20 protein-coding genes are annotated in these 23,057 nt (G+C 69.3%); 9 read left to right on the forward strand and 11 right to left on the reverse strand.

The features are described 5' to 3' along the window. Positions 1-468 carry an SH3 domain-containing protein gene (locus GV068_RS24145; protein WP_159704040.1) on the forward strand — a complete coding sequence of 156 codons (468 nt, stop codon included), beginning with the start codon at positions 1-3 and terminating at the stop codon, positions 466-468. On the opposite strand, the gene GV068_RS24150 is transcribed toward GV068_RS24145, so the two are convergent. Then, a complete protein-coding gene (locus GV068_RS24150) occupies positions 431-898 on the reverse strand; it encodes a GNAT family N-acetyltransferase (protein WP_159704043.1) in 468 nt (155 codons plus the stop codon). The genes GV068_RS24145 and GV068_RS24150 overlap by 38 nt on opposite strands. A 76-nt stretch (positions 899-974) precedes the next feature. Here GV068_RS24150 and GV068_RS24155 point away from each other — a divergent pair, with 76 nt between their 5' ends. From GV068_RS24155 to GV068_RS24180, 6 genes are all read left to right on the forward strand, one after another. After that, positions 975-2,285 (forward strand): MFS transporter, encoded by a 1,311-nt coding sequence (locus GV068_RS24155; RefSeq protein ID WP_229464598.1) that lies wholly within the window; start codon positions 975-977, stop codon positions 2,283-2,285. Between the two features lie 50 nt (positions 2,286-2,335). Next, a complete protein-coding gene (locus tag GV068_RS24160) occupies positions 2,336-3,322 on the forward strand; it encodes a PP2C family serine/threonine-protein phosphatase (RefSeq protein WP_229464462.1) in 987 nt (328 codons plus the stop codon). A gap of 78 nt (positions 3,323-3,400) precedes the next feature. Beyond that, positions 3,401-4,951 carry an FHA domain-containing protein gene (locus GV068_RS24165; protein ID WP_229464471.1) on the forward strand — a complete coding sequence of 517 codons (1,551 nt, stop codon included), beginning with the start codon at positions 3,401-3,403 and terminating at the stop codon, positions 4,949-4,951. 304 nt (positions 4,952-5,255) lie between these two features. Beyond that, on the forward strand, positions 5,256-6,122 hold the full coding sequence (locus tag GV068_RS24170) for a lipid-binding SYLF domain-containing protein (protein ID WP_159704046.1): 867 nt from the start codon (positions 5,256-5,258) through the stop codon (positions 6,120-6,122). Positions 6,123-6,194: 72 nt separating this feature from the next. Further along, positions 6,195-7,406: an MFS transporter gene (locus GV068_RS24175; RefSeq protein ID WP_159704049.1), complete on the forward strand. Its 1,212-nt coding sequence runs from the start codon at positions 6,195-6,197 to the stop codon at positions 7,404-7,406. Beyond that, positions 7,403-8,026 (forward strand): metalloregulator ArsR/SmtB family transcription factor, encoded by a 624-nt coding sequence (locus GV068_RS24180; RefSeq protein ID WP_159704052.1) that lies wholly within the window; start codon positions 7,403-7,405, stop codon positions 8,024-8,026. The genes GV068_RS24175 and GV068_RS24180 overlap by 4 nt, the downstream gene beginning before the upstream one ends. On the opposite strand, the gene GV068_RS24185 is transcribed toward GV068_RS24180, so the two are convergent. From GV068_RS24185 to GV068_RS24230, 10 genes are all read right to left on the reverse strand, one after another. Next, positions 8,027-8,566 (reverse strand): hypothetical protein, encoded by a 540-nt coding sequence (locus tag GV068_RS24185; protein WP_159704055.1) that lies wholly within the window; start codon positions 8,564-8,566, stop codon positions 8,027-8,029. A 350-nt stretch (positions 8,567-8,916) separates the two neighbouring features. Continuing rightward, positions 8,917-9,819, reverse strand: a complete 903-nt coding sequence (locus GV068_RS24190) for a pirin family protein (RefSeq protein WP_159704058.1) — start codon at positions 9,817-9,819, stop codon at positions 8,917-8,919. 28 nt (positions 9,820-9,847) lie between these two features. Beyond that, positions 9,848-10,621: an alpha/beta hydrolase gene (locus GV068_RS24195; protein ID WP_159704061.1), complete on the reverse strand. Its 774-nt coding sequence runs from the start codon at positions 10,619-10,621 to the stop codon at positions 9,848-9,850. Positions 10,622-10,643: 22 nt separating this feature from the next. Next, entirely contained in the window at positions 10,644-12,860 is a 2,217-nt protein-coding gene (locus GV068_RS24200) for a bifunctional serine/threonine-protein kinase/formylglycine-generating enzyme family protein (protein ID WP_159704081.1), read from the reverse strand. Positions 12,861-12,868: 8 nt separating this feature from the next. Then, positions 12,869-14,731, reverse strand: a complete 1,863-nt coding sequence (locus GV068_RS24205; protein ID WP_229464473.1) for a hypothetical protein — start codon at positions 14,729-14,731, stop codon at positions 12,869-12,871. Positions 14,732-14,776: 45 nt separating this feature from the next. Then, positions 14,777-15,772, reverse strand: coding sequence for a hypothetical protein (locus GV068_RS24210; protein ID WP_159704082.1), 996 nt, complete (start codon positions 15,770-15,772; stop codon positions 14,777-14,779). Continuing rightward, positions 15,769-16,794 carry a hypothetical protein gene (locus GV068_RS24215; protein ID WP_159704083.1) on the reverse strand — a complete coding sequence of 342 codons (1,026 nt, stop codon included), beginning with the start codon at positions 16,792-16,794 and terminating at the stop codon, positions 15,769-15,771. The genes GV068_RS24210 and GV068_RS24215 overlap by 4 nt, the downstream gene beginning before the upstream one ends. 5 nt (positions 16,795-16,799) lie before the next feature. Then, positions 16,800-17,336: a hypothetical protein gene (locus tag GV068_RS24220; protein WP_229464474.1), complete on the reverse strand. Its 537-nt coding sequence runs from the start codon at positions 17,334-17,336 to the stop codon at positions 16,800-16,802. Positions 17,337-17,344: 8 nt separating this feature from the next. Further along, positions 17,345-18,610, reverse strand: a complete 1,266-nt coding sequence (locus GV068_RS24225; RefSeq protein ID WP_159704085.1) for a hypothetical protein — start codon at positions 18,608-18,610, stop codon at positions 17,345-17,347. 91 nt (positions 18,611-18,701) lie between these two features. Beyond that, positions 18,702-21,794, reverse strand: coding sequence for a penicillin-binding transpeptidase domain-containing protein (locus GV068_RS24230; RefSeq protein WP_159704086.1), 3,093 nt, complete (start codon positions 21,792-21,794; stop codon positions 18,702-18,704). A 215-nt stretch (positions 21,795-22,009) separates the two neighbouring features. Here GV068_RS24230 and GV068_RS24235 point away from each other — a divergent pair, with 215 nt between their 5' ends. Together GV068_RS24235 and GV068_RS24240 are read left to right on the forward strand one after the other, a co-directional pair. Continuing rightward, entirely contained in the window at positions 22,010-22,225 is a 216-nt protein-coding gene (locus GV068_RS24235) for a hypothetical protein (RefSeq protein ID WP_159704087.1), read from the forward strand. Between the two features lie 187 nt (positions 22,226-22,412). Next, positions 22,413-23,006, forward strand: coding sequence for a thrombospondin type 3 repeat-containing protein (locus GV068_RS24240; RefSeq protein ID WP_159704088.1), 594 nt, complete (start codon positions 22,413-22,415; stop codon positions 23,004-23,006). Positions 23,007-23,057 lie beyond the last annotated feature (51 nt).

The following is a 23,057-nucleotide window of genomic DNA, read 5'->3' on the forward strand; positions in this document are numbered from 1 at the left end:
ATGCCAATCACGATCGCCCTGTATGCCGCCGGCCTGGTGCTGACCCTATGCCTGGCGGCCTGGCTGACCCCGCGCGCCTGGTGGCGCCGGGCGAACGCGCGCGCCCTGACGGTGCTGGTATGCGGGACGGCGCTGCTGGGTGGGCTGCTGCAGGCGGTGTTCGGGCTCGACACCGAGGTGCAGGCGGCGGCGCTGCCGGTCGAACTGGCCACCGCGCCGGTCGCCGGCGCCCACTACCGCGTGCGCGATCACTTGAACCTGCGCGACGATGTCGGCGTCAACGCGCACCGGCTGGCGGTGGTCCCGGCGGGCACGGTGGTAACGGTAACGGGCGCGCACCAGGGCGACTGGTGGCAAGTCAAAGCAATGGTGGACGGCCGCAGGCTAGATGGCTGGGCCAGCAGCCTGTGGTTGCGGCGGGATGATGAAGCTAGGCGTCTTCCGTCGCGGCCAGCCGCATCGGATTGAAATACAGCCCTTTGGCGCACTGGGTCGGACCGACGCGCACGAAGCCGAAGGCCTCGTAGACCGGCACCGCGAAGTTCGAGGAGTTCACCGTGAAGGCGCCGTCCCCGCCAGCATCCAGGGCCGCGTCGCGCGCCGCTTCCCACAGCGCGCGCGCCACGCCGCGCCGGTGCCAGCGCTTGCCGACGAACAGGTGGAACAGGTGGCTGCGGTCGCGCACCGCGACGAAGCCCGCCACTTCACCGTCGATGACCGCGACGTGGTAGACGTGTCCACGTGATAAGAAGCCGCGCACCCCCATCTCGTCGTTCTCCGCAAGGAAGGTCGACGCGCCTTCCGGAGGCGACTCGTGCACGATGTATTCGCGCGCCAGCTCGCGCAGCAAGGCAGCCACGGCTGGGATGTCCGTGGCCCGGAGCGGTCGGATCAGCATGTCTTTCGCGGCTGAGGTGTTTTGGGAACGCCACAATATCACAGAAAAGATTTTCCGCAAGGCAATTTTATTGACCGTGGGCAGCGAAGCCACCTACACTGTCCAGACCATGTCCGAATCCAGTTCCAGCGCGCATCTCGGCAGCACTGCCGGCATCCCGCTCAGCCCCCCGCTGCCCCGCCGCAAGGTGCCGCTGACCCGGCCTTTGCGGCATGCGCGCTACCGCAACATCTGGCTAGCCAACATGGTGTCGAACATGGGCACCTGGATCCAGACCTTCGCATCGGCCTGGCTGGTCGCCTCGCTGTCGAAGTCGGCCTCGATCACTTCGCTGGTGCAGACCGCCACCTACGTTCCGATCTTCCTGTTCGCGCTGCTGGCCGGGGTGGTGGCCGACGCCGTGCACCGCCCCAAGTTCCTGTTCTTCTGCAACCTCTACATGGCGCTGTGCGCCGGCACGATGGCGGTGCTCGTCACCACGGGCCGGATCGCCGCGACGCCGGTCCTGATCCTCACCTTCTGCATCGGCATCGGCACCGCCTTCATCTGGCCGGCCTGGCAGGCGGCCATGTCCGGCCTGGTCGAGCCGGACGAAGTGGAAGCCGCGGCCACCCTCAATAACCTGTCGTATAACCTGTCCGCCATCATCGGGCCGGCGCTGGGCGGGGTGCTGTTCGGCTGGATCGGACCGAGCGCGCTGTTCCTGGCGAATGCCCTTTCCTTTGCCGGCCTGCTCGGCGTCTACTGGGCCTGGTGGCAGGAGCGTACGCCCCAGGCCACGGTCACCGAAGCTTTCGGCGAGCGCTTCCTGTGCGGCGTGAAGACTGCCTTCGGCTGCGCGCGCTACCGCCGCATCCTGCGCAACGTGTGCTCGGTGTTCTTCTCGACCATCGCGTTTGCCAGCCTGCTGCCGGTATTCGTGCGCGACGTGCTGCACATGCAGTCCAGTACCTACGGCACCCTGATGGGCTGCCTGGGCGCCGGCGCCGTGATCGCCGCCTTCTTCCTGCCGCAGGTGCGCGCGCGAATCGACAAGAGCGGCGTGCTGGCCGGGGCGCTGGTGGTCTACGGCCTGATGCTGGTGACGATGTCGCTCAGCCGCTCGCTGCTGCTCCTGGTGCCGCTGATCCTGTGCGGCGGCATGGCCTGGTCGGCCACCGTGTCGACCCTGAACGCGGCGGCCCAGTTGTCCTTCCCTGCCGCCGTTCGCGCGCGCACCCTGTCGATCTACCTGTTCGTGATGTCGGGTGGCTATGTGGCCGGCAGCGTGTTCTGGGGCCAGGTGGCGGACCGCTTCGGCGTGCGCGCGGCGCTGGCCGCCGCCGGCGCCTGCGTGCTGCTCAATGCCCTCATCCTGGTGAGCGGAAACCGGAAAAATCCCCTCTAATCGCGGCTTGGGGCCGGCTTGTTCGGGTGTAAAGTAGCAGGATTGCACCATTGAACCCCTACATGCCCGACCCGACCGATATCCTGTCCGCCTTCCAGTTCGCGCCGCGCTATGACGTGGCGGTCGCCAGCCGCCGCGGCAGCGGGCCCCTGCAGCGCCCCGAGAACCAGGATAACTTCGTCGTCATCGACTTTCGCGGCGAGGCTTGCCACTTGCTGGACCAAGAGGTGCGGCGCGCCCAGCTGGCCGGCTGGCCCGCCGGTCACGGCCGGGTAGCGGTGCTGGACGGCATGGGCGGCCACGGCCATGGACGCGAGGCGGCCGAGGCGGTCGCCGCCGGCCTGCTTACCATTCCTCCCTGCCATTCGGCCGCCGAACTCGGCCGCCACCTGGACCGCCTGCACGCCGAGCTGCAGCGCCATTTCGCTTTCGAGGCCGGCGCACGTCCCGGCACCACGCTCACCATGCTGGAACTGCCGGCGGGCGCCGCGCCCCTGCTCTACCACGTGGGCGACTCGCGCCTGTACGAGATCGGCCCGGAGCACGCCAGGGCGCTCACGGTCGACCACGTGCCCGCCACTGCGGCGGCGATCGCGGGCCGCTTAGATGAGGGCGGCTGGTGGCGCCAGGTGCATGGCGCCCATTCGCCGCAGATCGCCCAGGCCTTCATCCTCGGGAATGCCTTCAGCAACCCGGCGCACCTGGCCGATCCACTGTTCGAACTGACGCCCCTGAACCTGCCGTCCTGGCTGTGCGCCCTGCCCGACCGCCGCGTGCTGCGCCTGCGCGAGGACGCCAGCTACCTGCTGGCGAGCGACGGCTTTTGGTCCTGCCTGCATCCCGACCGCTTCGTCGATCGCTGGCCGGATGTATTGAGCGGCGCGCCGGACGCGGCAACAATGGTCGGGCGCCTGTTCGCCGAACTGGAGCAGGCGCCGCCGGACGGCCTGCATGCCGATAACCTGACCGCGCTGGTGCTGCGGCCGCTCCAGGGGCACGCCGACGAGACCGCGCTGCCGGACGAGGCCGAAAGTTAAAAAATTCCTAACAGAAAATAATGTTGCTAATCAACGAATGCGGCGCGCCACTGGGCAGTAAAACAGCGTAAGCTTTCAATGTTGCCGAAACTGACTGAAACCGCCCACCGCGCCATGAACCGCTGCCGCAATTCCGAGCATCCGCACTGCACCGTCTGGGTCATGCCCGGCGAGCAAACTTGCGCGCACGGACATGTGCAGCCTGCGGAAGCCGTGGCGGCCCCTACCGGCGGTCTGCCCTCGAGTTTCGACGCGGTCACCGCCCTGCGCGCGCAGCGTCCGGTACAGGCCGCTGCCCCTGTGATGCAGCGCCCGCAACTGCACATCAGCGGCTTCGATCCGCGCGCAGCCGGCGGCCGCCAGGCCATCAAGCTCGAGCTGCGCGGCATGCCCATGGATTGCGCCGCCGAAGTGCGCATGCTGGTGCGTTCCGGCCTGCGCCTGCGCGACGGCGAGAGCTATGCCTTCCAGCGCACCTCGCGCGGCGACTGGCGACCGGTGTTCCTGGAATTTTCTTCGCGTGGCCTGGAGCACGGCCAGTACCGCCTCGAGATCGAACTGCACAGCCGCCATCCGCAGCAACCGGCGGCATCGCGCACCTGGACCTGCTCGCCGGTGATCCTGATGCCGCGCCTGGATGCCAGCCTGGGCGAGATCCACCAGACCTTCCTGGCCACGTACAAGAACGTGCGCGTGACGGCCGACGACGCCGGCATCGCCCGGGTGCAGGCGCCGGGCGGCGGCCGGGTCGACATCGACGTCAGCGCACGCAATGCCTCGATCGCCCAGCTCGACCTGCGCGACCCGAGCGAGCGCAACGGCAAGCCCGAGCTGGGCATTTCCTCGATCGCCTGGGACGAAGACCTGATCGAGATCGACGTGCCGGTTTCGCCCAGCGTCCATCCCTGCCCGGCCAGCAGCGCCTGCCTGGTGCATGCCGAGCCGGATTCGGCGGCGCAGCGCCACCTTCGCCTGTTCGCACTTAGCGAGTGCGTGCTGGGGCGCTTCGAAGAGATCGAACCCGAAGCCGAGCTGCTCCTCACGCATTATGGCGAACATGGCGAAGACCGCGGCGGCCTCACACGCCGCCTGTCCGGCCGCCACGCCATCATCCGCCATGGCCGCCACGGTTTCGAGATCGAGGACGTGTCGCGCTACGGCCTGCTGCTCGACGGCGTCTGGCCAGGCAAGCACATGCCGGCGCTGCTCCGCCTCGGCATGCGCATCTCGCTCACGGCCAGCATCCGCGGCGTCGTCGAACTGGAAGTCAGCGCCCTGCTTCCGCACGGCCTGATCCTGCACCGCCTGGACGCCGGCGCCCGTGCCGAAGCCTTCTGCATCCTGGCGCCCGAAACCCATCCCGGCCACGGCGACTGCGCCGCCCAGCCGCGGGCGGCGGCGATGCCGCTGCTGTTCCACCGCGACGGCGGCTTCTGGCACCTGGATCCGGTCACCGGCACCGAGACGCCGCTGGCTCCAGGCGTCAGCCTCGAGCGACTGCGCGGCATGGGTCCGCAACTGCGCTTCGCCACCGATCCGTATCCCGAAACACGCAGCGATGGACGCACACACGCCCCCCGCGCCGGCGACCGCCGGCGTGCACAGCCCGCTGCCTGGCTGAACGCCTGAACCGGGCGACAGAGCCTCAACCGCCGGGCGGACGCAGCACCAGGAAGATCAGCGCGGCGCCGGCCAGCAAGGCCGCCTGCAACCCGAACACGATGGCCGGGATCTTCAGCTCTTCCGGAATTTTCACGATGGCTCCTTTCATGCGCTTGGCATAAAAAACCTTACCGCGACACCAGTCTACGCCTGCCCGAGGCAGGCCGCACGCAATCTTCTCAAATGGAGCGGCATCCCGTCCGCAAGCTCGCGCCGCCGCTTGCCGCTTCGCTTTAGGCTAGATGCATCCAATACCCATGCGAGCGAAGCGATGAAGAACCAAGGAATTTCTCAGACTACAGTTGCACTGCTGCTGGCCGCGATCTGCGGCACGGCGGCGGCACAGCAGCCGGCGAAACCGGTGGCGCCCCAGGAGCGCACCGGGCCGAGCACCGTCCAGCAACGCACCAACCCGACCAGCGCCAAGACCGGCGCGGCCCAGGAAGGCAGCGACGCCACCGATGCGACCACCCACCTGAACCGCGCCATCAACGTGATCCACCAGATGGAACGCAACCGCGACATGGCCGCCCTGCTGGCCAAGTCGAAGGGCGTGTTCGTGGTACCGGACTCGGTGCGCGTCGCGGTCGGCGTCGGCGCGCGCGGCGGCGCCGGCGTGCTCCTGATCCGCCGCGCCGACGGCTGGGGCACGCCCGCCTTCTACAACATGGCAGGCCTGACGCTTGGCGCGCAACTCGGCGCGGAAGGCGGCGCCATCGCCTTCGTCCTCAACGACCAGAAGGCACTCAATGGCTTCATGCAGAACAATAAGTTCTCGCTGAATGCCGACGCCGGCCTCACCATGGTCGACTGGTCGAAAAAGGGAGAGGGCTCGCTCGGCTGGGGCGACATCACCGCCTGGTCCGACACCGAAGGCCTGTTCGGCGGCGCCACCATCGCCGTCACCGACATCCGCTTCGATGGCGCCGAAACGGCCGGCTACTACCGCAAGCCGGTGAACGCGCGCGAGGTGGTGGCCGGCACGGTCGCCAACCCGCGCGCCGCCGAACTGCGCGTGGCGCTCGCGAGTACCGGTACCGCCGCGGGCGCCGCCGGCTTCGGCGGGAGCAGCGACAGCAAGACGCGCAGCGGCGACAGCGATCTGCAACCGACTAGGCGCAGCGAACCTAATAAATAAACTAATTCGTTTACTTATATGCTGCGCTGACCTACACTCCTGGCATTGACCTATTGCCAAGCCAGGAGTCGCATGAAGCATCGCCTGCTGATCGGAAGTGCCTGCCTGCTCGCCCTGTTGTCCACCATCGGGGCCTCGCTCGCCTACCCGCTGCTGCCACCGCTGTTTGCCGACGGCCAGCCTAATGCGCTGAATACCTCCCTTGGCCTGCCGCCCAAGCTGCTTTTCGGGATCGCGCTGATGGCGAACCCGGTCGGCATGCTGCTCGGCAGCGCGGTGCTGGGCTCGCTGTCGGATGCGCTTGGGCGGCGTCGCATCCTGCTCCTCACCACGCTCGGCGCGGCGAGCGGTCACCTGCTGACCGCGTATGCGCTGCTGATCCAGTCCTTCCCCCTGCTGGTTGCCGCCCGCTTCGTCACCGGCGTACTGGAGGGGAATGGCGCCATCCTGCGCGCCCTGCTGGCGCAACGCCTCGACGGCCCGCTGCGCAACCATGCTCTTTCCTGGCTGAATGGCGCCTTCCACCTGGGCTGGCTCGCCGGTCCGCTGCTGTCTGGCCTGAGCGCCGGCTTCAGCATTACGCTTCCCTTCACCATCGCCGCGGGCGGCCTGCTGCTGGGCGCAGTGCTGTCGATGCTGGTCCTCGCGCCCGAACCCGCGCCAGGCAGGAGCGGCAGCTGGTGGTCGCTGGCGCGCGAACGCCACGCCTTCACCCTGCTGCGCCACGGCCCGCTGCAGACCCTGTTCGTGATCCACCTCGCCTATTCCTGCGGCGTCGCCGGCTTCTACGAGTTTTTCCCGCTCTGGCTGGTGGAGGTGGGCGGCTACGACGCGGCCGGCATCGCCTTCGTCAACATGGCGATGTGCGGCGCCATGACCCTGACAGCCCTGATTGCCGGCCGCGCCCACGCCAGCGATGCGCGTTCCCGCGTGAGCGGCCAGGCCGCTGCGGTGGCGCTGGCGATCTTCTGTGTCGGCGTCGGCAACCTCTGGATCGGCATGGCGGCCATCATTTTGTTCGGGATGCCGCACGCCTTCTATAATGCGACGCTGCAGGCCTGGTCCGCCGACCGCTTCTCGCAGCACGGCCAGGGCGCCGTCATGGGGCTGCTGTCGACGACCTTCTGCGTCGCCCACATCGTGATGGCCTTCGGCGGCGGCCTGCTGGCGCTGCTCGACACCCGGCTGGTGCTGATCACGGGCGGCCTGCTGGCCGGATGGGCTGCACTGTCGATGCGGCGCTGGAGCCGCGAGGCCGCGAACACACAACAGGAATTCGCATGAATACGGCTGAACAGACACTACTGCTGCTGAAGACCCGCGGAGCGCAGACCGCGCAGGCGATGGCGGACATCCTGCACCTGACCTCGATGGGGGTGCGCCGCCAGCTGGAAGCGGCCGAGGAAAAGGGATTGGTGACGCACATCGACACGCCCGGCAAGGTGGGACGCCCGGTGCGTCTGTGGCAGCTCACGGAACTGGGGCATGCGCGCTATCCTGACCGCCATGCGGCGCTGACCGTCGACCTGATTGGCCAGGTGCGGGCCCTGTTCGGCGAGTCGGCCATTGACCGGCTGATCGATGCGCGCGAGACGGCAAGCGAGACGGCCTACCGCGCGGCGATCGATCCTGCCGCTTCCCTGCCGCAACGCGCGGCGACCCTGGCGGTGCTGCGCGATGCGGAGGGCTACATGGCCGAGGCGCAGGTCGCAGATGATGGGAGCGTGCTGCTGGTCGAGAACCACTGTCCCATTTGCGCGGCCGCGCGCAGCTGCCAGAATTTCTGCCGCTCGGAGCTGGACGTGTTTCAACGCGTGCTCGGGCCTGACGTGAAGGTCGAGCGGGTCGAGCATCAGTTGGCTGGGGCGCGCCGATGTGCTTATCGGATCGAGCCGATCGCCTAGTCAGTCGAGGATTTCGATGTCCGCTTCGAGCCAGACGGTGGGCTTGGCGTTCAACATCGACACAGGGTTTGGCGTCAAGCTGAACGACATGAACCTCGGCCGGCCACTTGCGCGGATTTCCGCGCTGGAAACGGCAAGGGGTTGTGGCCCGCACAAGTCGGGACAGAGGGGAACTGCGTCGGGCGGAAGCACGCTTACTGATGCCGTTGCGTAAGAGCTGGCTTTTTTCGTGACTGCCTTTGCGCCCGCCACGTGGACTGGCAGTTTCTCCCCTTTCCACAGCATGTTGTAGCCACCAAGCTCGCGAGCGTGTACGCCGGCGGCAAAGCCCTCATCGGCGTAGACGGGGATCTTTCCGCCCACTTTACAAAGCTCGCTTACCTTGAACACCACGCCATTGCGTGCTTCAATCAGCTTGACCACCGCAGTCATGCGGGCTTCGCGAAGCAGGCGAGGTTTTAATGGTGGTGGTGGGATCGCATGCGCGGTAGAACCGGCGAATGCCATCGAAATAAACGCATAAACAACCCAGCGATCCATATTTTCCTAAAGGGTAGGCAAGCGCTTGCGCCCATCGGCATCGAGGTCATACTGAGCTCGTGTCGACTGTCGGGCCCATTACCGATCCGAAGCTTCCTTAAGTCGACGCCTGAGCCGTCGAATCGACAGCCCGACAATAAGCGCCACACAGACCGCTGCCGGTATTCCGACGCCTGGGTCCACCAAGCCCATGCCCACAGCCGCACCACACAGTCCACCCGCCAGCAGTCCTGGTATCAGCAAGCGGAAGAGACTTCGCGTATGCGTCTTCAGCATATTCCTCCCTTATTCGTCGTGCCTGGAAGACCAAGGGGTACGGAGGACTTTATTCGGCCCTCCTCGTATCGGGCTTAATCGCGTCGCTCTTCATGGCGCCACGCGGCCGGCCAGGCCGGCAGCGGGATACGTTCATCGTCACCCGGCACCGGCACGAAGGCATTCGCTTCCCAGTCGCGCGCCGCCTGCTCGATGCGCTCGCGGCTCGACGATACGAAGTTCCAGAAGATGTAGCGGCGTCCGTCCAGTGGCTCGCCGCCGACCAGCACGAAGCGCGCGCCCGCACTGGACGACACCCGCACCGGCATGCCCGGCTCCACCATGGCCATGGTATTGGCGGGAATCGCTTCGCCATCCACTTCGATGGCGCCCATCGGCGCGTACACGGCGCTCTCTTCCGGCAGACCGCCCAGGTCGATCGATGCGCCCGGCGCCAGCTGGACGTCGAGGTAAAGCGTGGTGCTGAAGGTCGGTACCGGCGAGGTTTTCCCGAAGGCGGTGCCGACCAGCACGCGCACGGTCGCGCCTTCGAATTCGACTTCCGGGATGTCCTGCGCCGGGGTGTGCGAGAAGGCGGCCGGCGCTTCCTCGTGCTCGCGGGGCAGCGCTGCCCACAGCTGCAGGCCGTGGGTGCGGCGGGTCTGGTCCAGCAGGTCGTCCGGGGTGCGCTCTGAATGGACGATGCCGCTGCCGGCCGTCATCCAGTTGATCGCACCTGGCTCGATGCGCTGCTCGGTGCCGAGGCTGTCGCGGTGCATGATGGCGCCTTCGAACAGGTAGGTGACTGTGGCCAGGCCGATGTGTGGATGCGGCCGCACGTCGTGGCGCGCGCCAGGCTGGGCTTCCACCGGTCCCATGTGGTCGAAGAACAGGAAGGGCCCGACCGACTGGCGTGCGGCTGCCGGCAGGATGCGCCGCACCGTGAAGCCGCCGCCGAGGTCCTTGTCATGCGATTTGAACAGGTGCGCAATGGCCATGGCGATTCTCCGTGCTTGAGTGGTCTGCTTACTGTACACCATCCGACGTAGCGGGACAGGCATTCGGACCCGGCGTCAGGAAAGCGAGGACCGCGTCGACGATGCGCTGGCGCAGCTCGGGCGGGCCGCCGTCGGCCATGTCGTTGTGGCGCGAGTCGGGCAGCGGCAGGATGCAGGCCTTGAAACGCCGCTGTTCTTCCAGCGTCGGCAGCACACCCGGATCGGCGCCGGTGTCCGCCGCGCGCAGGCTCAGCACGCGGATGTGCTCAGAGCGCGGCAAGGCGGCGCGCCGGTTGTCGAGGGTGATCAGGGCGGCGATGCCGGCCGGGTCGGTACGCGCGAGCCACGCCGAACTGTCGCCGCCCAGCGAATGGCCGACCAATACCGTGCGCCCCCAGTCGTAGCCCGGATAGCGCCGGGCCAGCACCGTGTGCGCGAAGCGGATGTTGGCGGCGCCGCGTGCGGCCATCTCCGCCCGCTGGCGAGGCAGGTCACCGTTCGGATCCATCTTCGCATCCCCCGGCGCTTCGTGGCCGATGCTGGCAACCAGGTAGCCGCGCGCGCTCAAGGCCTCGGCGAGGAAGCCGTACTCGCGGCTTCCCATGCCGTAGCCGTGGCTCAGGAGCGCGACTGGACAAGGCCGTTCAGGGGTGCAGCTGTCCGCCTTGGCGGGAAGGTAGAGATCGATCGGCACCGGCCGTGCGCGCGCGGCATCGACGAGCGCCAGCGTCGTCTGGGCCTGGGCGCCAGTCACCGCCAGCAGGATGGCAGCTGCGAGCAGCGGCCGGTGGAAGACGGTCATGGGGTGAAATACTCCGCGCGCCTCACATCAGCTCGCGCACCACGCGAAAGCCGACGATGTCGTTCGACAGCACACTGGAGAAGCCGTTGCGCAGCGCCGAACGGAGATAGCGCGGATTGTACAGCCAGGAGCCGCCGCGCAGGATGCGGCGGGCCTGGTCGCCGCCGGTCTCCCAGGCGCTGCCGTCCAGCGGCGCGCCTTCGTAGTTCTCGTGGACGACGTCCTGCACCCATTCCCACACGTTCCCGTGCATGTCGTACAGGCCCCACGGGTTGGCCGGGAACATGCCGGCCGGCGTGGTGCCCTGGCGATAAGCGCCGCGCGGGCTGCCGTTATAGGTGAAGGTGCTGTCGTAGTTGGCCTGCTCCGGGCTGATGGTGTCGCCGAAGCTGAAGGCGGTGCGGGTGCCGGCGCGGCAGGCGTATTCCCACTCCGCTTCGCTCGGTAGCCGATAGCGCTTGCCAGTGGCCTTGGTAAGCCACTCGACGTAATGCTGGGCGTCGTGCCAGCTGACGCCCACCACCGGATGTGCATCGGTCTGCGGGAAGCCGGGTTCGAGCCAGTTCACCTCGCCCTGCGGCTCCCAGCCAGTGGCCTGCACGAAGACGCGCCATTCGCCCACGGTGACCGGATAGCGCCCCATCGCAAAGGGGCGTTCGATGCCGACCCAGCGCTGCGGCGTTTCGCGCTCCAGCCACCTCTTTTGCGCGCCGGCCGCCATCGCGATCTTGCGCTCGTGTTCGTGGGAGCCCATCTGGAAGCGGCCGGTCGGAATCAGGACCAGCGTGGGCCCGCTGCCGACCCCGTCGAGGAAAGCATCGACCAGCACGCCGTCGCCGTCCGCGACCGGACTGCCAGGGGTGGGCATCAGCTGCTGCAGCTCGGACGCCGTGCGCGCCGCCTGCAGTTCGCGCGCGCGCTTCTGCTCGGCGAGGTAGGCTGCGGCGGCCTTGGCCTGCGCCGCCTTGCGCTGCGCTTCTTCCTGCGCCAGGCGCGCCTTGGCCACTTCTTCGTCGCGCTTGGCCAGCAACTGCTGACGCAGCGCTTCCTTGCGCGCCGCCCGCGCCTCTTCCTGGGCCGCACGTTCCCGGCGCTGCTGTTCGCGGCGCTGCTGGTCTATCACTGCACGCGCGGCGGCCCTGGCCTGTTCTTCGATATGGCGCTGCGCCGCCAGCTCGCGTTCGCGGCGCTCCTGCTCGGCGCGTGCGGCCGCCTCGCGCGCCGCGATCTCTTCCGGCGAAGGACCGACCGCGTTCTTCAGGTTTTCCAGCAGCGCGCGCACGCTGGCCGGGCGCGCGGCCGGGTCGCGCGCGAAGCCGGCGCGCAGGGCTTCCCACTGATGCGGTTTCAGGCTGCTTGGCGCCACCAACGGTTCCGGCGGCAACGCACCGTCCAGCATCTGGTAGATCATCATCGACACCGCATACACGTCCAGTGCCGGCGCCGGCTGGCCGTTCGGGCTGCCGGCCTCGGGCGCGCGGTAGCCCGCGGTGCCGGAACTGCCCGGCGCGTCGAGCAGCGAACCGGCGCCGCCGCGGGCGCGCGCCGCGATGCCGAAGTCGAGCAGCTTGACTTCGCCGCGCCTGGTGACGAACACGTTGCCGGGCTTGATGTCGCGGTGGACCAGGCCGTGCTTGTCCCAGGCGTAGTCGAGGGCCTCGGCCACCGGGTCGATCAAGGACAGTACGCGTTCGAAGGACAGGCGTCCCTCGCGCGCCAGCAGGCTGTCGAGGTCCTCGCCTTCCAGGCATTCCATGATGATGAAATAGCTGGCGGTGGCCGGATCCTGCGCCCATTCGTAGACGCGCACGATGTTCTCGTGGGCCAGGCGGCGCGCGCGTGTGGCTTCCTGGATCAGGAGCTTGGACTGCAGCGCGGACTGCGTGAGCTGCGGCGGCAGGATCTTCAGGGCCACTTGCGCGCTGTGGCCCAGCTCCGCATGGGTGGCGAGGTCGGTTGCCTGCCACACCTGGCCCATGCCGCCGTGCGCGATCAGGCGCTCGAGCCGGTAGCGCCGGTTCTGCGGGCCGACTTCCTGGCCCACCATCAGGCCGATCTCGGTGCCGGGGCGCGCGCGCGGCGCGGGCGCTTCCTCTTCTTCGCTGCCGGCCCCCGCGTGTGCGGGAACGTATGCGGCATCGAGGATCGCATTCTTGCGCAGGTCGAACTCGGTCCGGCTCAGCAAGCCGTCCTCGTGCAGCGCACGCAATTCGCGAATCTTGTCGATGGCAGTCTGCATTGCTTCGCTTATTTGTCCTTCAGGGCGCGCGCCTGGGTTGCCAGCAAGTCGACCTGGTGACGACGATCGCGGTCCACCTCGACCTCGCGGCGCGCCTGTTCCTCGCGCACCAGCTGCAGCGCTTCCTGGGTCGTCAGCTTGCCCGCGCCCGCCAGGCCGGCCAAAGCAGCCAGCTGGTCGGCATCCATGCCCGCATGCACGCGCGTTTTCATGTAGTCAGTAAGCAGCGCCGCGTTCGGCGCCGCCGCTAGGGCCAGCTTGGCGGTATCGTCCATCGCCGCAAAGGCTTCCAGCCGGCGCAATTCCAGCGCATGACGGCGCTCTTCGCCATCGAGCTGGACGTCCTGCATCGCGCGCGCCTGGCGCGCATCGAGTTCGATGGTGCGCTGCAGCTTGTCCTGCTGGGCGGCCGTGCGAGTGGACTCGATGCGCTGGCGCGCCTGCTCGTCTTCCCATTCCTGCAGGCGTTCGGCTTCGCGCCGGCGCGCGGCGTTCGCCAGCACCAGGCCTTGGCGTCGCGCGACGTGTTCTTCCTCGTCGATCTCGCGGGCGCGGCGCGCCGCATCCTCTTCGCTGGCGCGCAGGTGCGCGAGCTCGGCGCGCTGGCGGTCTGCGTCCTCGATCAGCGCCGCCTGTTCGATCTTGTAGCGGATCTGCTGCTGCAGCAGCTGCTGCGAAAAGCGCTGGCGCGCGATCACCTGGCTCTGGCGCGCATCCTGCTGCGCCACTTCGAGTTCGCTGCGCATGCGCAGCTGGGCCAGCGCGCGCAGGTGCTTCCATTCCAGGGCTTCATCAAGGCGCCGCGCGCCCTTCTTGGCCAGCTCGTGTTCGAGTTCGGCCAGCACGTCGCCGGCGCCGCGCTCCAGTGCCTGCTTGCGCGACTGGGCGTCGAGGATACGGGCGTACAGTTCGATCTGGCGCGCACGCACGGCGTGGGCACGGTCGGCGCCCTTGAGCGACGTCTCGGCGCGGGCGATGGCGTCGTCCTGGCGCAGTTCGGCCTCGCGCTGGCGCACGCGCGCCTGCTGCTCGGCGCGGCGTAGGCGTTGCCATTCCTCGGCGTCATACAGATCGTCCAGGTGCTTGGCGTGTTCGATCTGAACGTGCCGCTCGTCCGCCGCGAGCCACAGGCTGCCGACCCTGGCGCGGTTCGCGTCGTACTTGTCGTGGCGCAGTTCGACGGTATCGACCTTGACCACCGCCAGCCCGTATTCGGCCAGCAGCAGCTTGAGGCCGCCCTGCAGGCGCTGGTCCAGCTGCTCGCGCAAGTCGCGGTTGCCGGCCATCTCGCGGATCGAGCGGGCGCCGACGAATTCCTCGGCCAGCTGGCGCAGCGGCGCCGCCAGCAGCTCGCGCAGTTCCCCTACGCCGATGGTGCCCGGCGTGGTCATGAAGTGGCGCGCAAAGGCCGGCACGTTCTCGATGCGCAGGCTGACCGTCAGGCGCGCGCTCACCGCCAGCTGTTCGGACGTGAGCACCTCGTCGAAACGAAAGTCCACGGGCAGCGCGCCGGTGCGGGTGACGAGGATCTCGGCGTGCTGGTCGCGCAGCAGGTGATTCAGGCGCGTGAAGAAGCCCTCGATCTCGTACTCGCCCTGCGGTACCTCGGTGGCCTTGTCGCCCTGCAGGATGTAGGCGCGCGCGGTGGCCGGCACGCGCAGTGTCTTGACGAACACCCCGGACAGTTCGCGCACGCCGAAGAACACGGCCAGTTCGTCGGGACCCGCGACCCAGCGGTTCTCGCGCAGCACGGGCACATTGCGCGGGGCGCCCAGGATCAGGCCGCAGCCGGCGCAATAGCGCGCGTCGCCGCCATTCTTGCGCTCACAGCGCGGGCAGCTGGCGCCTTTCACTCCGAACATCTGGAACATATCCGACTCCTTCAATATACCGATTCTAGCCCAGCCGGGCGCGATTCAAATGATCCCGATCCTGTCCACGCACGCTAGCGTAGCGCCACGTAAGCGGATCTGTTCGCGCCAGCCCGCCGGCAACTGCGCTTCCCAGGCGCGCGGCACCAGGATCCGATCGCCCGGCGCGGCTTCGCGCTCCATCAGGGCGCACTTGGGCTCCACGCCCTCGACCGTCTCGACCCGTCCGGCATGCCAGCTCGATGACTGCCCGGTCGCCAGCACCCGCCCGCGCGCCAGGAATTCACGTCCGCGCGCCATACGGTCCGCCATGACCAGGGCCAGTTCGAAGGAGCCGCCCTGGAAGCGCTCCTCGCCGAAACGCACCGTGGTGCGCCACTGTCCGAGCCCGCGGCCGTCGAAGTGGCGCGCACCTGTCAACACCGCGCGCACCCGAGCCTGCAGGCCGGCGTCGACGCCGGGCGCCGCGATGCTCGCCTCTTCTTCACCCTCGAGCGCTGCGGGACGCACGCTCACTTCCACCCAGCACAGGCTGTCGCCCGCGCCGCCGCTGTACAGCGGGAACCAGGCCCGCGCCGCCGACACGGCTGCCGCCGGATCGGGATGCCCGGTCAAGGCGCCCAAATGCGGCAAGCCATCCTCGCCGCCCGCCAGCACGCCCACCGGCACCTGTCGCAGGCCGTGGCCGTCGATGCGGCCCCGTTCCCACCCGTCGGACCAGCCGTTCGCAACCACCGGTGCGCTCGGCTGCCACAGTCCCCGCACCATGCGGTCGGCCAGTACGCAGGCCAGCTCCCAGTCGCGGCTGCCCTGCATGGGTGCGCGGTCCAGGCTCAAGACCACCTGTTCGCGGGTATCGACGCGGGCCTCGGTGTGGCGCGCCAGGCGCACCACTTCCTGCATGCGCGCCGCCAGTTCCGGGGCGTCCGGCACGCTGCACTTGACGTCGGCGCGGCCGGCGCGCGGGCGCACGGTGGCGGTGACGGTCAGGAGCGAGCCGTCCGGCGCGATGCTGCGCACGTTCACGGCGGGCGCGTTCATGCCCTCACCTCGCGCCGCGCCGCGCAGTCGCATTCGAGGTTGGCGACGATGCGGTCGGCTTCGTCGAGCAGCAGCGGCACCATGGCCGCATCGCTCAGCTTCATGCGCGCCAGCAGGGCCCAGGCCTCGTCCACCGCGGCTGCTGCGCGCCGGCTGTGGCGGGCGCGCCGTAGCTGTTCGCTTCCCGCCAAGGGCTGGCCGGGCGCGGACAGCGCCAAGGCCGGCATCGTGCCCACCGCCAGGCTGACCAGGTCGAGGCGGCGCAGCAGTTCCTGGTGGCGGCGGAAGTCGGCGCATTCCGCCGGCAGGATCGCCAGGCGCCAGCCGCACATCAGGCCCGGCAGCTCCAGGAACAGGCGGCGCAGGGCCATTGCATCCTCCGGGGCCGGGTCGAATGCCTCCTGCTGCGACGTCGCCGGGGTCTGCGGCGCCGGCTGCAGCGCCAGCCTGGCCATCAGTAAAGCCGCCAGGTCGCGGGCGGCGCCCAGGTCGACCGGCACGCAGTCATCCACCATCACGCCGAAGCGCGTGTACAGCAGCTGGTTGAAGCCGGTGCGGAAGGCATTCCACTCTTCGAAGCTGGTGCAGGGCGGCAGCTCCAGGTTGCCCTGGGCCAGTTCACGCTGCAGGGCGGCCTGCAGCGCCGCCACGAAACCCTCCAGCGCGACCTGCTCGCCGCCTTCGCTTGCCAGGAACAGGTCGAAGCGCTGATGGGTTTCGCGCGGATCGGGGGTGTCGATGGCAAAGGCGACGCGCAGGCCGATCTCCGGCGCCGCAGCAAAGGGCTGCAGCTCGCACTGGTAGGGACCGGGGTGCACGCACCAGGCGCTCTCCCCCTCGATCGGGGCCAGACGCGCCCCTTCTCTCAGGCGCCGGGTATGGCCGTCCTTGGTGGCCAGCACGGCAAAACAGCCGGCCGGCACCGTGCAGCCCTTTGCCAGCGGCAGCGCGATGAAGCCCGCGCCCAGGCCGGACAAGTCGGGCGGCGGCTGGCGGAACGGCCGGATGAACAGATTCAGCATGCTGGCTACCTGGTGGGCTCCACGGTGAAACGGGCGCCGTGACGCTGGAAGTGCGCGGCCGGCGCTTCAGTGAAAGGCCATGCCGCCTCGCATTCGCCGTCGCTGTCGAGCGTCCCTGCGAGCACGGTGTTGCCGGCGCCATCCAGCACCCGTAGCGCCTGCGTCCCGCGCAGCAGGGTGGCGGCCAGCGGCGATTGCGGGTCGAGCTGCAGGATCACCCGGTCCGCGACGAAATGCAGGCGCCAGGCGCCGTCGTCGGTGACCAGGGTGTCGAGCGCCATGCCGCTGTCGGCCGCGCGCAGCATGCCGGCGCTGCCGCGCCAGGCGCGCGGCGCGGATTGGGCGCGGCGCGCATCGGCGAGCGTGCGCAGGCGGCGCGCGGTCAGCGGCGAGGCCCGCAGCGCGGCGCGTTCGCCGGCGCTCAAGGGGCGGCTGCCGTCGAGCGCCGCCAGCAGCACGGCGTCGTCCAGCATCAGGCGGTCGCCTTCAACCCGGCGTCCTGCCAGCAGCTGCGACTGCAGCCTGCGATCGAGTATCGTCATCCCCATCCTCATTCCTCCTTCTGGCCGGCCGCCGCGCCCAGGCGGGCAATGGCGGCGTCGCGCCGTTTACGCAAGGTCGGCAGCGAGACCGCATCCAGCAGCGCGAGCTGCTGCATGGTCGGCAGTTCGCCGGTGGCCGCATCCAGCCATTCGCACGGATAGCTGTCATCGAATGGCCCGAGTAGCTTCAGGTAGACCGCCAGCCGCACCGGCAGCGAATCGTTCTCCATCATCCGCAGCGCCCAGCTGCCGCGCTCCTGCGCCGCCGCTGCCATTTGAAGGTAGCTGGGGGACAGTGAAACCTGCTCCACCACTAGTGGGTCGAGCAGGGGAAGCGCTTCGGCCGGCTCTTCGATCGGCTCGCCCTCGGCCAGGTCCAGGGCATCCTGCTGCGCCTCGAGGATACGGTCCGGCCCTGGCGTACTGGCCTGCTCCGATTCACCCAGCACGCGCCAGTAGTCATCCAACCAGGCGCCGGCATCAACGGCGTCCTGCAGCCAGTCGCGGTCGGCGTTCGCGGACAAGGCCTCGTATTCGCCGATCTCGCGCAGCATGGCGCCGATCTTCTCCGGGCTGTCCTTCAGGCTGGCGAAGCGCTTGGAGCGGGTATGGAGCGGACCGGGTGCGCTGCCGAATCGCTCCAGCGTCTCGCTCCAGCGCAGGATCCATTCGGGACGGCAGTCGGCCACGCTGCCCAGCTGGCGCGTTTCGATCGGTTCCGCCGCCAGCTCGCGTCCGAGGATCGCGCCCACCTGCTCGCGGTGCTCGCGCCAGCCGGCAAACAGGCGCGCCACTTCGCCATAGGCAGTATCCAGCATCCGGTAAGCGTACATGCGGTTCGGGCTGCAGGGACGGCCGCAGGCGACCTGATAGTTGTCGCTGTCCACCTTGTCGCGCAGGACGGCGTACAGGTCATTGAATTTCTTGCGCAGCAGCGCGTCGCCGCCGGGGGCGCGCCAGAACGCGCCCATGCGCGCCTGTTCGCCGCCGACCGCCGCGCACAGCGCCGCCCAGTCGGCCGGGCGCGCCTGCAGTTCGTAGACCAGGCTCAGGGCCAGTTCGCGCACCGTGTCGCCATAACTGTTGCCGGGCGCGTCGCCGCGGCCGCCATCCATGCGCAGCAGCCGGGCCACGGTGTCGACGTATTCCGGCAGCAGCGCGTCGTCGACGGATGCGGGATCGATGCGCGCAAACGCCTGCAGCGAGCATTGCCCCAGCAACTTGCGGACCTGCTCCCAACCGTGTTCCTGGTACCGGGTTCCCGGCAAACGCATACCTTCCTCATCCTCGATGGCCATCCGCACGAGGGCGGATTGTCAACAGATGATGCCATACAAACACAAAATCGAGGCGCGCAGATGAGGCTCATTCCCCCTTCTGTTCGGGAGACTGGTCTTGCATGGATTTCAACAGGGCGGCGACCACGGGCGCGGCATGGGTGCCGCCGGTCAGGCTCGACTGGCTGACAAATGCGGCAAACGCCAGGCGGCGGGTCTGGCCCGGCAGGCTGCCCGGCTCCAGCCAGCCCATGAACCAGACCGTCGCCATCCCGTCCTCGCCCGTCGGTGCGGTGCCGGTCTTGCCGAACAGGCCGTGGCGCAAGCGGTCGAATTCCTTGCCGCGGAAGGCCGAGGCCGCGGTGCCGCGATCGACCACGCCCTTCATGCCGGCGCGGATGCGGTCGAGGCGCACGCCCAGCTCCGCCCCCGGCTGCACCTTGGCCTCGCGCCCGTCGAGCTCCAGCAGCAGGCGCGGCATCACCAATCCGCCCTGCCCGACCGCGGCCGCGACCAGGGCCATCTGCAGCGGCGTCGCCTGCATGCGCAGTCCGATCGCCATCTGGCGCACTTCGTGGCGGGTCTGGATCGGGTCCAGCATGGAGGCGCTGGCCTGCAGCGCGTCCCAGGCGGACCAGCGGAAGTCCTCCGGCAGCAGGCCGCCGTCCAGGCGCAGCGGCGCGCCAAAGCCCAGCCGGCGCGCCATGCCGGCGACGGGACGCAGCGCATCGATGGCGCCCGGTTCGATCTCGCGCACGCCCGGCACCCCGCCCTGCGCCTGGCCGCCCAGGCTGCGGTCGCCCAGTTCGGCGCTCCAGGCGAACCAGGTGTTGACACTGTGCGTCATCGCCTGCGCCAGGCCGAAGCGTCCCTCGACGGCGCGGGCGCCGGCCAGCTGTTCGCGGAAGTTGGTGACGCGGGCCTTGCCGTCGACCGGATAGCTCGGCGCCCCGATGCGGAAGCCGTAGCCGCTTTCCCTCGCCATGGCGTCGATCTCGGCCAGCGGCTGGCCCTGCAGCAGGCGCTCGAGGCGGGCGTCATGGCGCGCCGCCGTTTCCAGGCCGAGCGCCGTCACCACCTTGAAGGTCGAGCCGGGCGCGCGCTCGGCGCCGCCGTCGTGTTGGAAGGCCGGCAGGCGCAAGGGGCTGCGCGCCGGGTCGGCGCGATCGAAATCGCGCACTTCCTGCCAGCGGTTCGGGTCCAGCTTGCCGACGCCGCCGCCGGCCGCGGCCAGCACGTCGCCGTTGCCGGCATCCAGCAGCACCAAACCGGCCTGGCGGCCCTGCGCTACCGGACGGGCGCCGACGCAGGCCTTGCCGTCCCATTTGCCTTCGCCCAGGGCAATGCAGTCGAGCGCCGCCTGCGCGGCTGCCTGCAGGCGCAGGTCCAGGCTCAGACGCGCCGTATGGCTGGCTCCCGGCACACGGGCCAGCATGCCGGCCACGCTCGACGCATGTTCACGGTGTACGCCCAGCAGCGGACCGAGTCCGGCCGCCTGCGCCGCCGCACTGGCCTTGCCGTCCGCCCACAGGGCTTCGCCTTTGCTGCCGCTGAGCTGCACCTCGGCCAGCGCGGGGCGCAGCGACGATTCGGTCGCCGGCAATGCATGCCAGACCAGCCGTCCCTGCTCCACCCGCACATGGCGATAGGCTGCGTCCGAGCTGCCGACTAGCTGCGCCAGGTCGAGCGGCTCGACTTCGAGCAGGATGCGCTGTGCACCCGGCAGCGGCGTCAACCGCACGCGCTGGACGGCATCAGGTTCCCGACAGGCGCGTCCGTCACAGGCGCTGCTCGTCAACGCGCTCGCACCTTCGATGCGGCGCACGCGGCCAGCCAGCAACAGCTCGGCCGGCGCAGACGCGTCCAGGGCCAGCAGCGCGCTGGGTGCATGCCCGCCGCTGTCCCAGGCGCCGACCCGGCGCCATGGCGCCCAGCCTTCCGGCAGACGGGCGAACAGGCGCATGGCCGCCACCGGCAAGCCTTCGTCCTGCGCCACCGGCACGCCACCGACGCTGGCCTGCCACTGGCGCTGGCTGCCCGGCCGCACGCGCCAGGCCAGCAGCCGCCGTTCGCTATTGAAGACGCGCAGCTGTTCGCGCACGAAGGCGCCGTCGGCGCGGTAATACAGACGGTCGAGCAGCCGGCGGCCCTCCTCGTCCAGGGGCAGCTTGTCCCAGCCCGGCAGCGGCGCGCGGCCGTCGGGCGCCGCGGCGTGCCAGCCGGCGAGGTCGCGCGGCGCCAGCTCGGCCAGGCCGTTGCCGCCCAGGTGAACCAGCCCATGCGCCTGCAGTTGTTCGAATAACAAGGCGTCTTCGAGCCCGCGGGGACGGGCTGCCGGCACCTGGTATTCCCCTGCCGCCAGCTGCAGCGGCGCCGGCGCCAGGCCGTGGCCGAAGGCCTGGACCAGTCCGATGCCGGCCGTACCCGGCACCGCGCGCTGCAGCAAGAGCTCCCCGGCCTGCGGGCAGGCATTGCTGGCGCGGCGCGTGAAGCGCAGCGCGCCATCCTTCCACACCAGCCAGCCCTGTTTGCCGAGCATGCCCTCGCCGCGGCTGCCGCGCTGGGCCACGCCAGTGCCGGCGTCACCGATCCAGGCAGCCCGGCCGTTCGCGGCGTTCCAGCCCAGGCGCAGCGGCTGGCGCGCATCGCCGCGCAGTTCGACGCGCGGCATAGCGGAACCCGGCATCCCCAGGAGCACGTTACGTGGCGGTGTACCGGCCGCGCTGGCCAAGGCCGCCGCTTCGGCGAAGGGGTAGCCGATCCGCAGCGGCAGGACTAGCGGGCGCTGCGGATCGAGCAGCTGGGTGCACAGGTCGATCCGCACGGGGGCGTCCAGGCGCATGCCGGAGGCCACCACCAGCGCGGCGCCGCCGTGCTGGACGATGTCGATGCCCGGCTCGCGCGGGACGCGCAGTGTGACGCCGCCCAGCAGCGGTTGCAGGCTTGCCAGCGCTGCGCTACCGCTTGAAGCGGCATGCCCACCCGCCGGCAGCGAGCGCGCCGCGAGCGCCAGCACCACGGCGCCAACTAGCGCCGCGCCGAACGCCAGCAGCGCCCACAGGTTCACCGACACGCCGCGCGATACCGCCGGCTGTGCGCCGAGCCGCAGGTTGCGGGCGCGCCGGCGCGCAGTGCGGCTGGCGGCAAAGCTGCCCATGAGTGAGGCGAGTGTGGCTGTCATCGTGGTCCGCTGGTTGGCGCGGCAGGGTGCGCCGCTCGCAAGACCCTAGCGGAGGGCCGGTGAAACCCATCAGTGCGCATCCGGTGCGGGCACATTCACGCGCGATTTTTGCAGGTCATCCCGCGTTTTCCGCGTCTCGTCGCAATCGCCTCGCGGCCAGGGAAGCCTTGGCCTACAGTGCACACATCGACAACCCACCCGCAAGGAGAAATACCATGAACGTCATGAAGCATATGGAAGCCGTGTTCGTCGTCGCGATGAGCCTCGCCGTCTCGGGCAGCTACCTGCTGGATGCCATCCCCGAAGCCCAGGCCCGCAACTACAGCGCCGACCCCGCGATGGTCGGCAGCGGCGACAAGATCGCGGTCGTGAAGGTCACCGCCAAGCGCCTGAGCGCCGAAGAAAAGCTGGCCGACGGAGCGCGTGGATGAGTGCCGCAGGCCGGTCCGTTGTCGCAACCCGGCGACAGCGGGCGGCTGGTGGCGGCATGAATTGTTTCGGCCTACTGCAGGGTTTGCCACCCCATCTGTTTCAGATGTAAGTATCTGCTTCAACGCTCCCTTCCGCCGACCTCCGGCGATATAGTGGGTCATCCGCTTCTGGATTTGGAGACCCGACATGAAACCTACCTTTACCCTTGCTGCCCTGATCGCCATTGGCGCTGCCTTCTCGCCGCTGACCGCGATGGCGCAGACCGACTTCCAAGTCTATATCGGCTCGGCCCCGCCGGCGCCCATCTATGAACGCATGCCTGGCCCGCGCCACGGCTACGTCTGGGCCCCTGGCTACTGGGAATGGCGTGGCCACCGCCACGCCTGGGTGCCGGGCCACTACGTCGCGGCGCGCCCCGGCTATGTGTACGCCCCGCCGCGCTGGTCGCAGCGCCAGGGCGGCTGGTACATGGAACCGGCGCGCTGGGACCGTGACCGCGACGGCATCCCCGACCGCTATGAGCGCCGCGGCTACGCCCAGGTGTACGGTGGCGGCTACCGCGACGGTTACCGTGGCGACGGACGCGACTACTACCGCGACGGCCGCCGCTACGACCACGATCGCCGCGGCTACCGCGACACCGACCGTGACGGCGTCCCGAACCGCTACGACCGCGACCTCGACAACGACGGCGTCCGCAATTCGCGGGACCGTGACCGCGATGGCGACGGCGTACCGAACCGCTACGACAACCGTCCGGAAAATCCGTACCGCCGCTGATACCGGCATCCCGAAAACGGACAAAGAGGCAGCTTCGGCTGCCTTTTTGCT

Origin of the sequence: Massilia sp. 9I (assembly GCF_902506415.1) — a bacterium.
In the GTDB taxonomy this organism is placed as follows: domain Bacteria; phylum Pseudomonadota; class Gammaproteobacteria; order Burkholderiales; family Burkholderiaceae_D; genus Telluria.

What these genes read in the sequence shown, in the direction of transcription:
- GV068_RS24145 (WP_159704040.1), top strand. Translation starts at nt 1, where the DNA reads ATGCCAATCACGATCGCCCTGTATGCCGCCGGCCTGGTGCTGACCCTA.
- GV068_RS24150 (WP_159704043.1), bottom strand. Translation starts at nt 898, where the DNA reads ATGCTGATCCGACCGCTCCGGGCCACGGACATCCCAGCCGTGGCTGCC.
- GV068_RS24165 (WP_229464471.1), top strand. Translation starts at nt 3,401, where the DNA reads ATGTTGCCGAAACTGACTGAAACCGCCCACCGCGCCATGAACCGCTGC.
- GV068_RS24170 (WP_159704046.1), top strand. Translation starts at nt 5,256, where the DNA reads ATGAAGAACCAAGGAATTTCTCAGACTACAGTTGCACTGCTGCTGGCC.
- GV068_RS24175 (WP_159704049.1), top strand. Translation starts at nt 6,195, where the DNA reads ATGAAGCATCGCCTGCTGATCGGAAGTGCCTGCCTGCTCGCCCTGTTG.
- GV068_RS24180 (WP_159704052.1), top strand. Translation starts at nt 7,403, where the DNA reads ATGAATACGGCTGAACAGACACTACTGCTGCTGAAGACCCGCGGAGCG.
- GV068_RS24185 (WP_159704055.1), bottom strand. Translation starts at nt 8,566, where the DNA reads ATGGATCGCTGGGTTGTTTATGCGTTTATTTCGATGGCATTCGCCGGT.
- GV068_RS24190 (WP_159704058.1), bottom strand. Translation starts at nt 9,819, where the DNA reads ATGGCCATTGCGCACCTGTTCAAATCGCATGACAAGGACCTCGGCGGC.
- GV068_RS24195 (WP_159704061.1), bottom strand. Translation starts at nt 10,621, where the DNA reads ATGACCGTCTTCCACCGGCCGCTGCTCGCAGCTGCCATCCTGCTGGCG.
- GV068_RS24200 (WP_159704081.1), bottom strand. Translation starts at nt 12,860, where the DNA reads ATGCAGACTGCCATCGACAAGATTCGCGAATTGCGTGCGCTGCACGAG.
- GV068_RS24205 (WP_229464473.1), bottom strand. Translation starts at nt 14,731, where the DNA reads ATGTTCCAGATGTTCGGAGTGAAAGGCGCCAGCTGCCCGCGCTGTGAG.
- GV068_RS24210 (WP_159704082.1), bottom strand. Translation starts at nt 15,772, where the DNA reads ATGAACGCGCCCGCCGTGAACGTGCGCAGCATCGCGCCGGACGGCTCG.
- GV068_RS24215 (WP_159704083.1), bottom strand. Translation starts at nt 16,794, where the DNA reads ATGCTGAATCTGTTCATCCGGCCGTTCCGCCAGCCGCCGCCCGACTTG.
- GV068_RS24220 (WP_229464474.1), bottom strand. Translation starts at nt 17,336, where the DNA reads ATGACGATACTCGATCGCAGGCTGCAGTCGCAGCTGCTGGCAGGACGC.
- GV068_RS24225 (WP_159704085.1), bottom strand. Translation starts at nt 18,610, where the DNA reads ATGCGTTTGCCGGGAACCCGGTACCAGGAACACGGTTGGGAGCAGGTC.
- GV068_RS24230 (WP_159704086.1), bottom strand. Translation starts at nt 21,794, where the DNA reads ATGACAGCCACACTCGCCTCACTCATGGGCAGCTTTGCCGCCAGCCGC.
- GV068_RS24235 (WP_159704087.1), top strand. Translation starts at nt 22,010, where the DNA reads ATGAACGTCATGAAGCATATGGAAGCCGTGTTCGTCGTCGCGATGAGC.
- GV068_RS24240 (WP_159704088.1), top strand. Translation starts at nt 22,413, where the DNA reads ATGAAACCTACCTTTACCCTTGCTGCCCTGATCGCCATTGGCGCTGCC.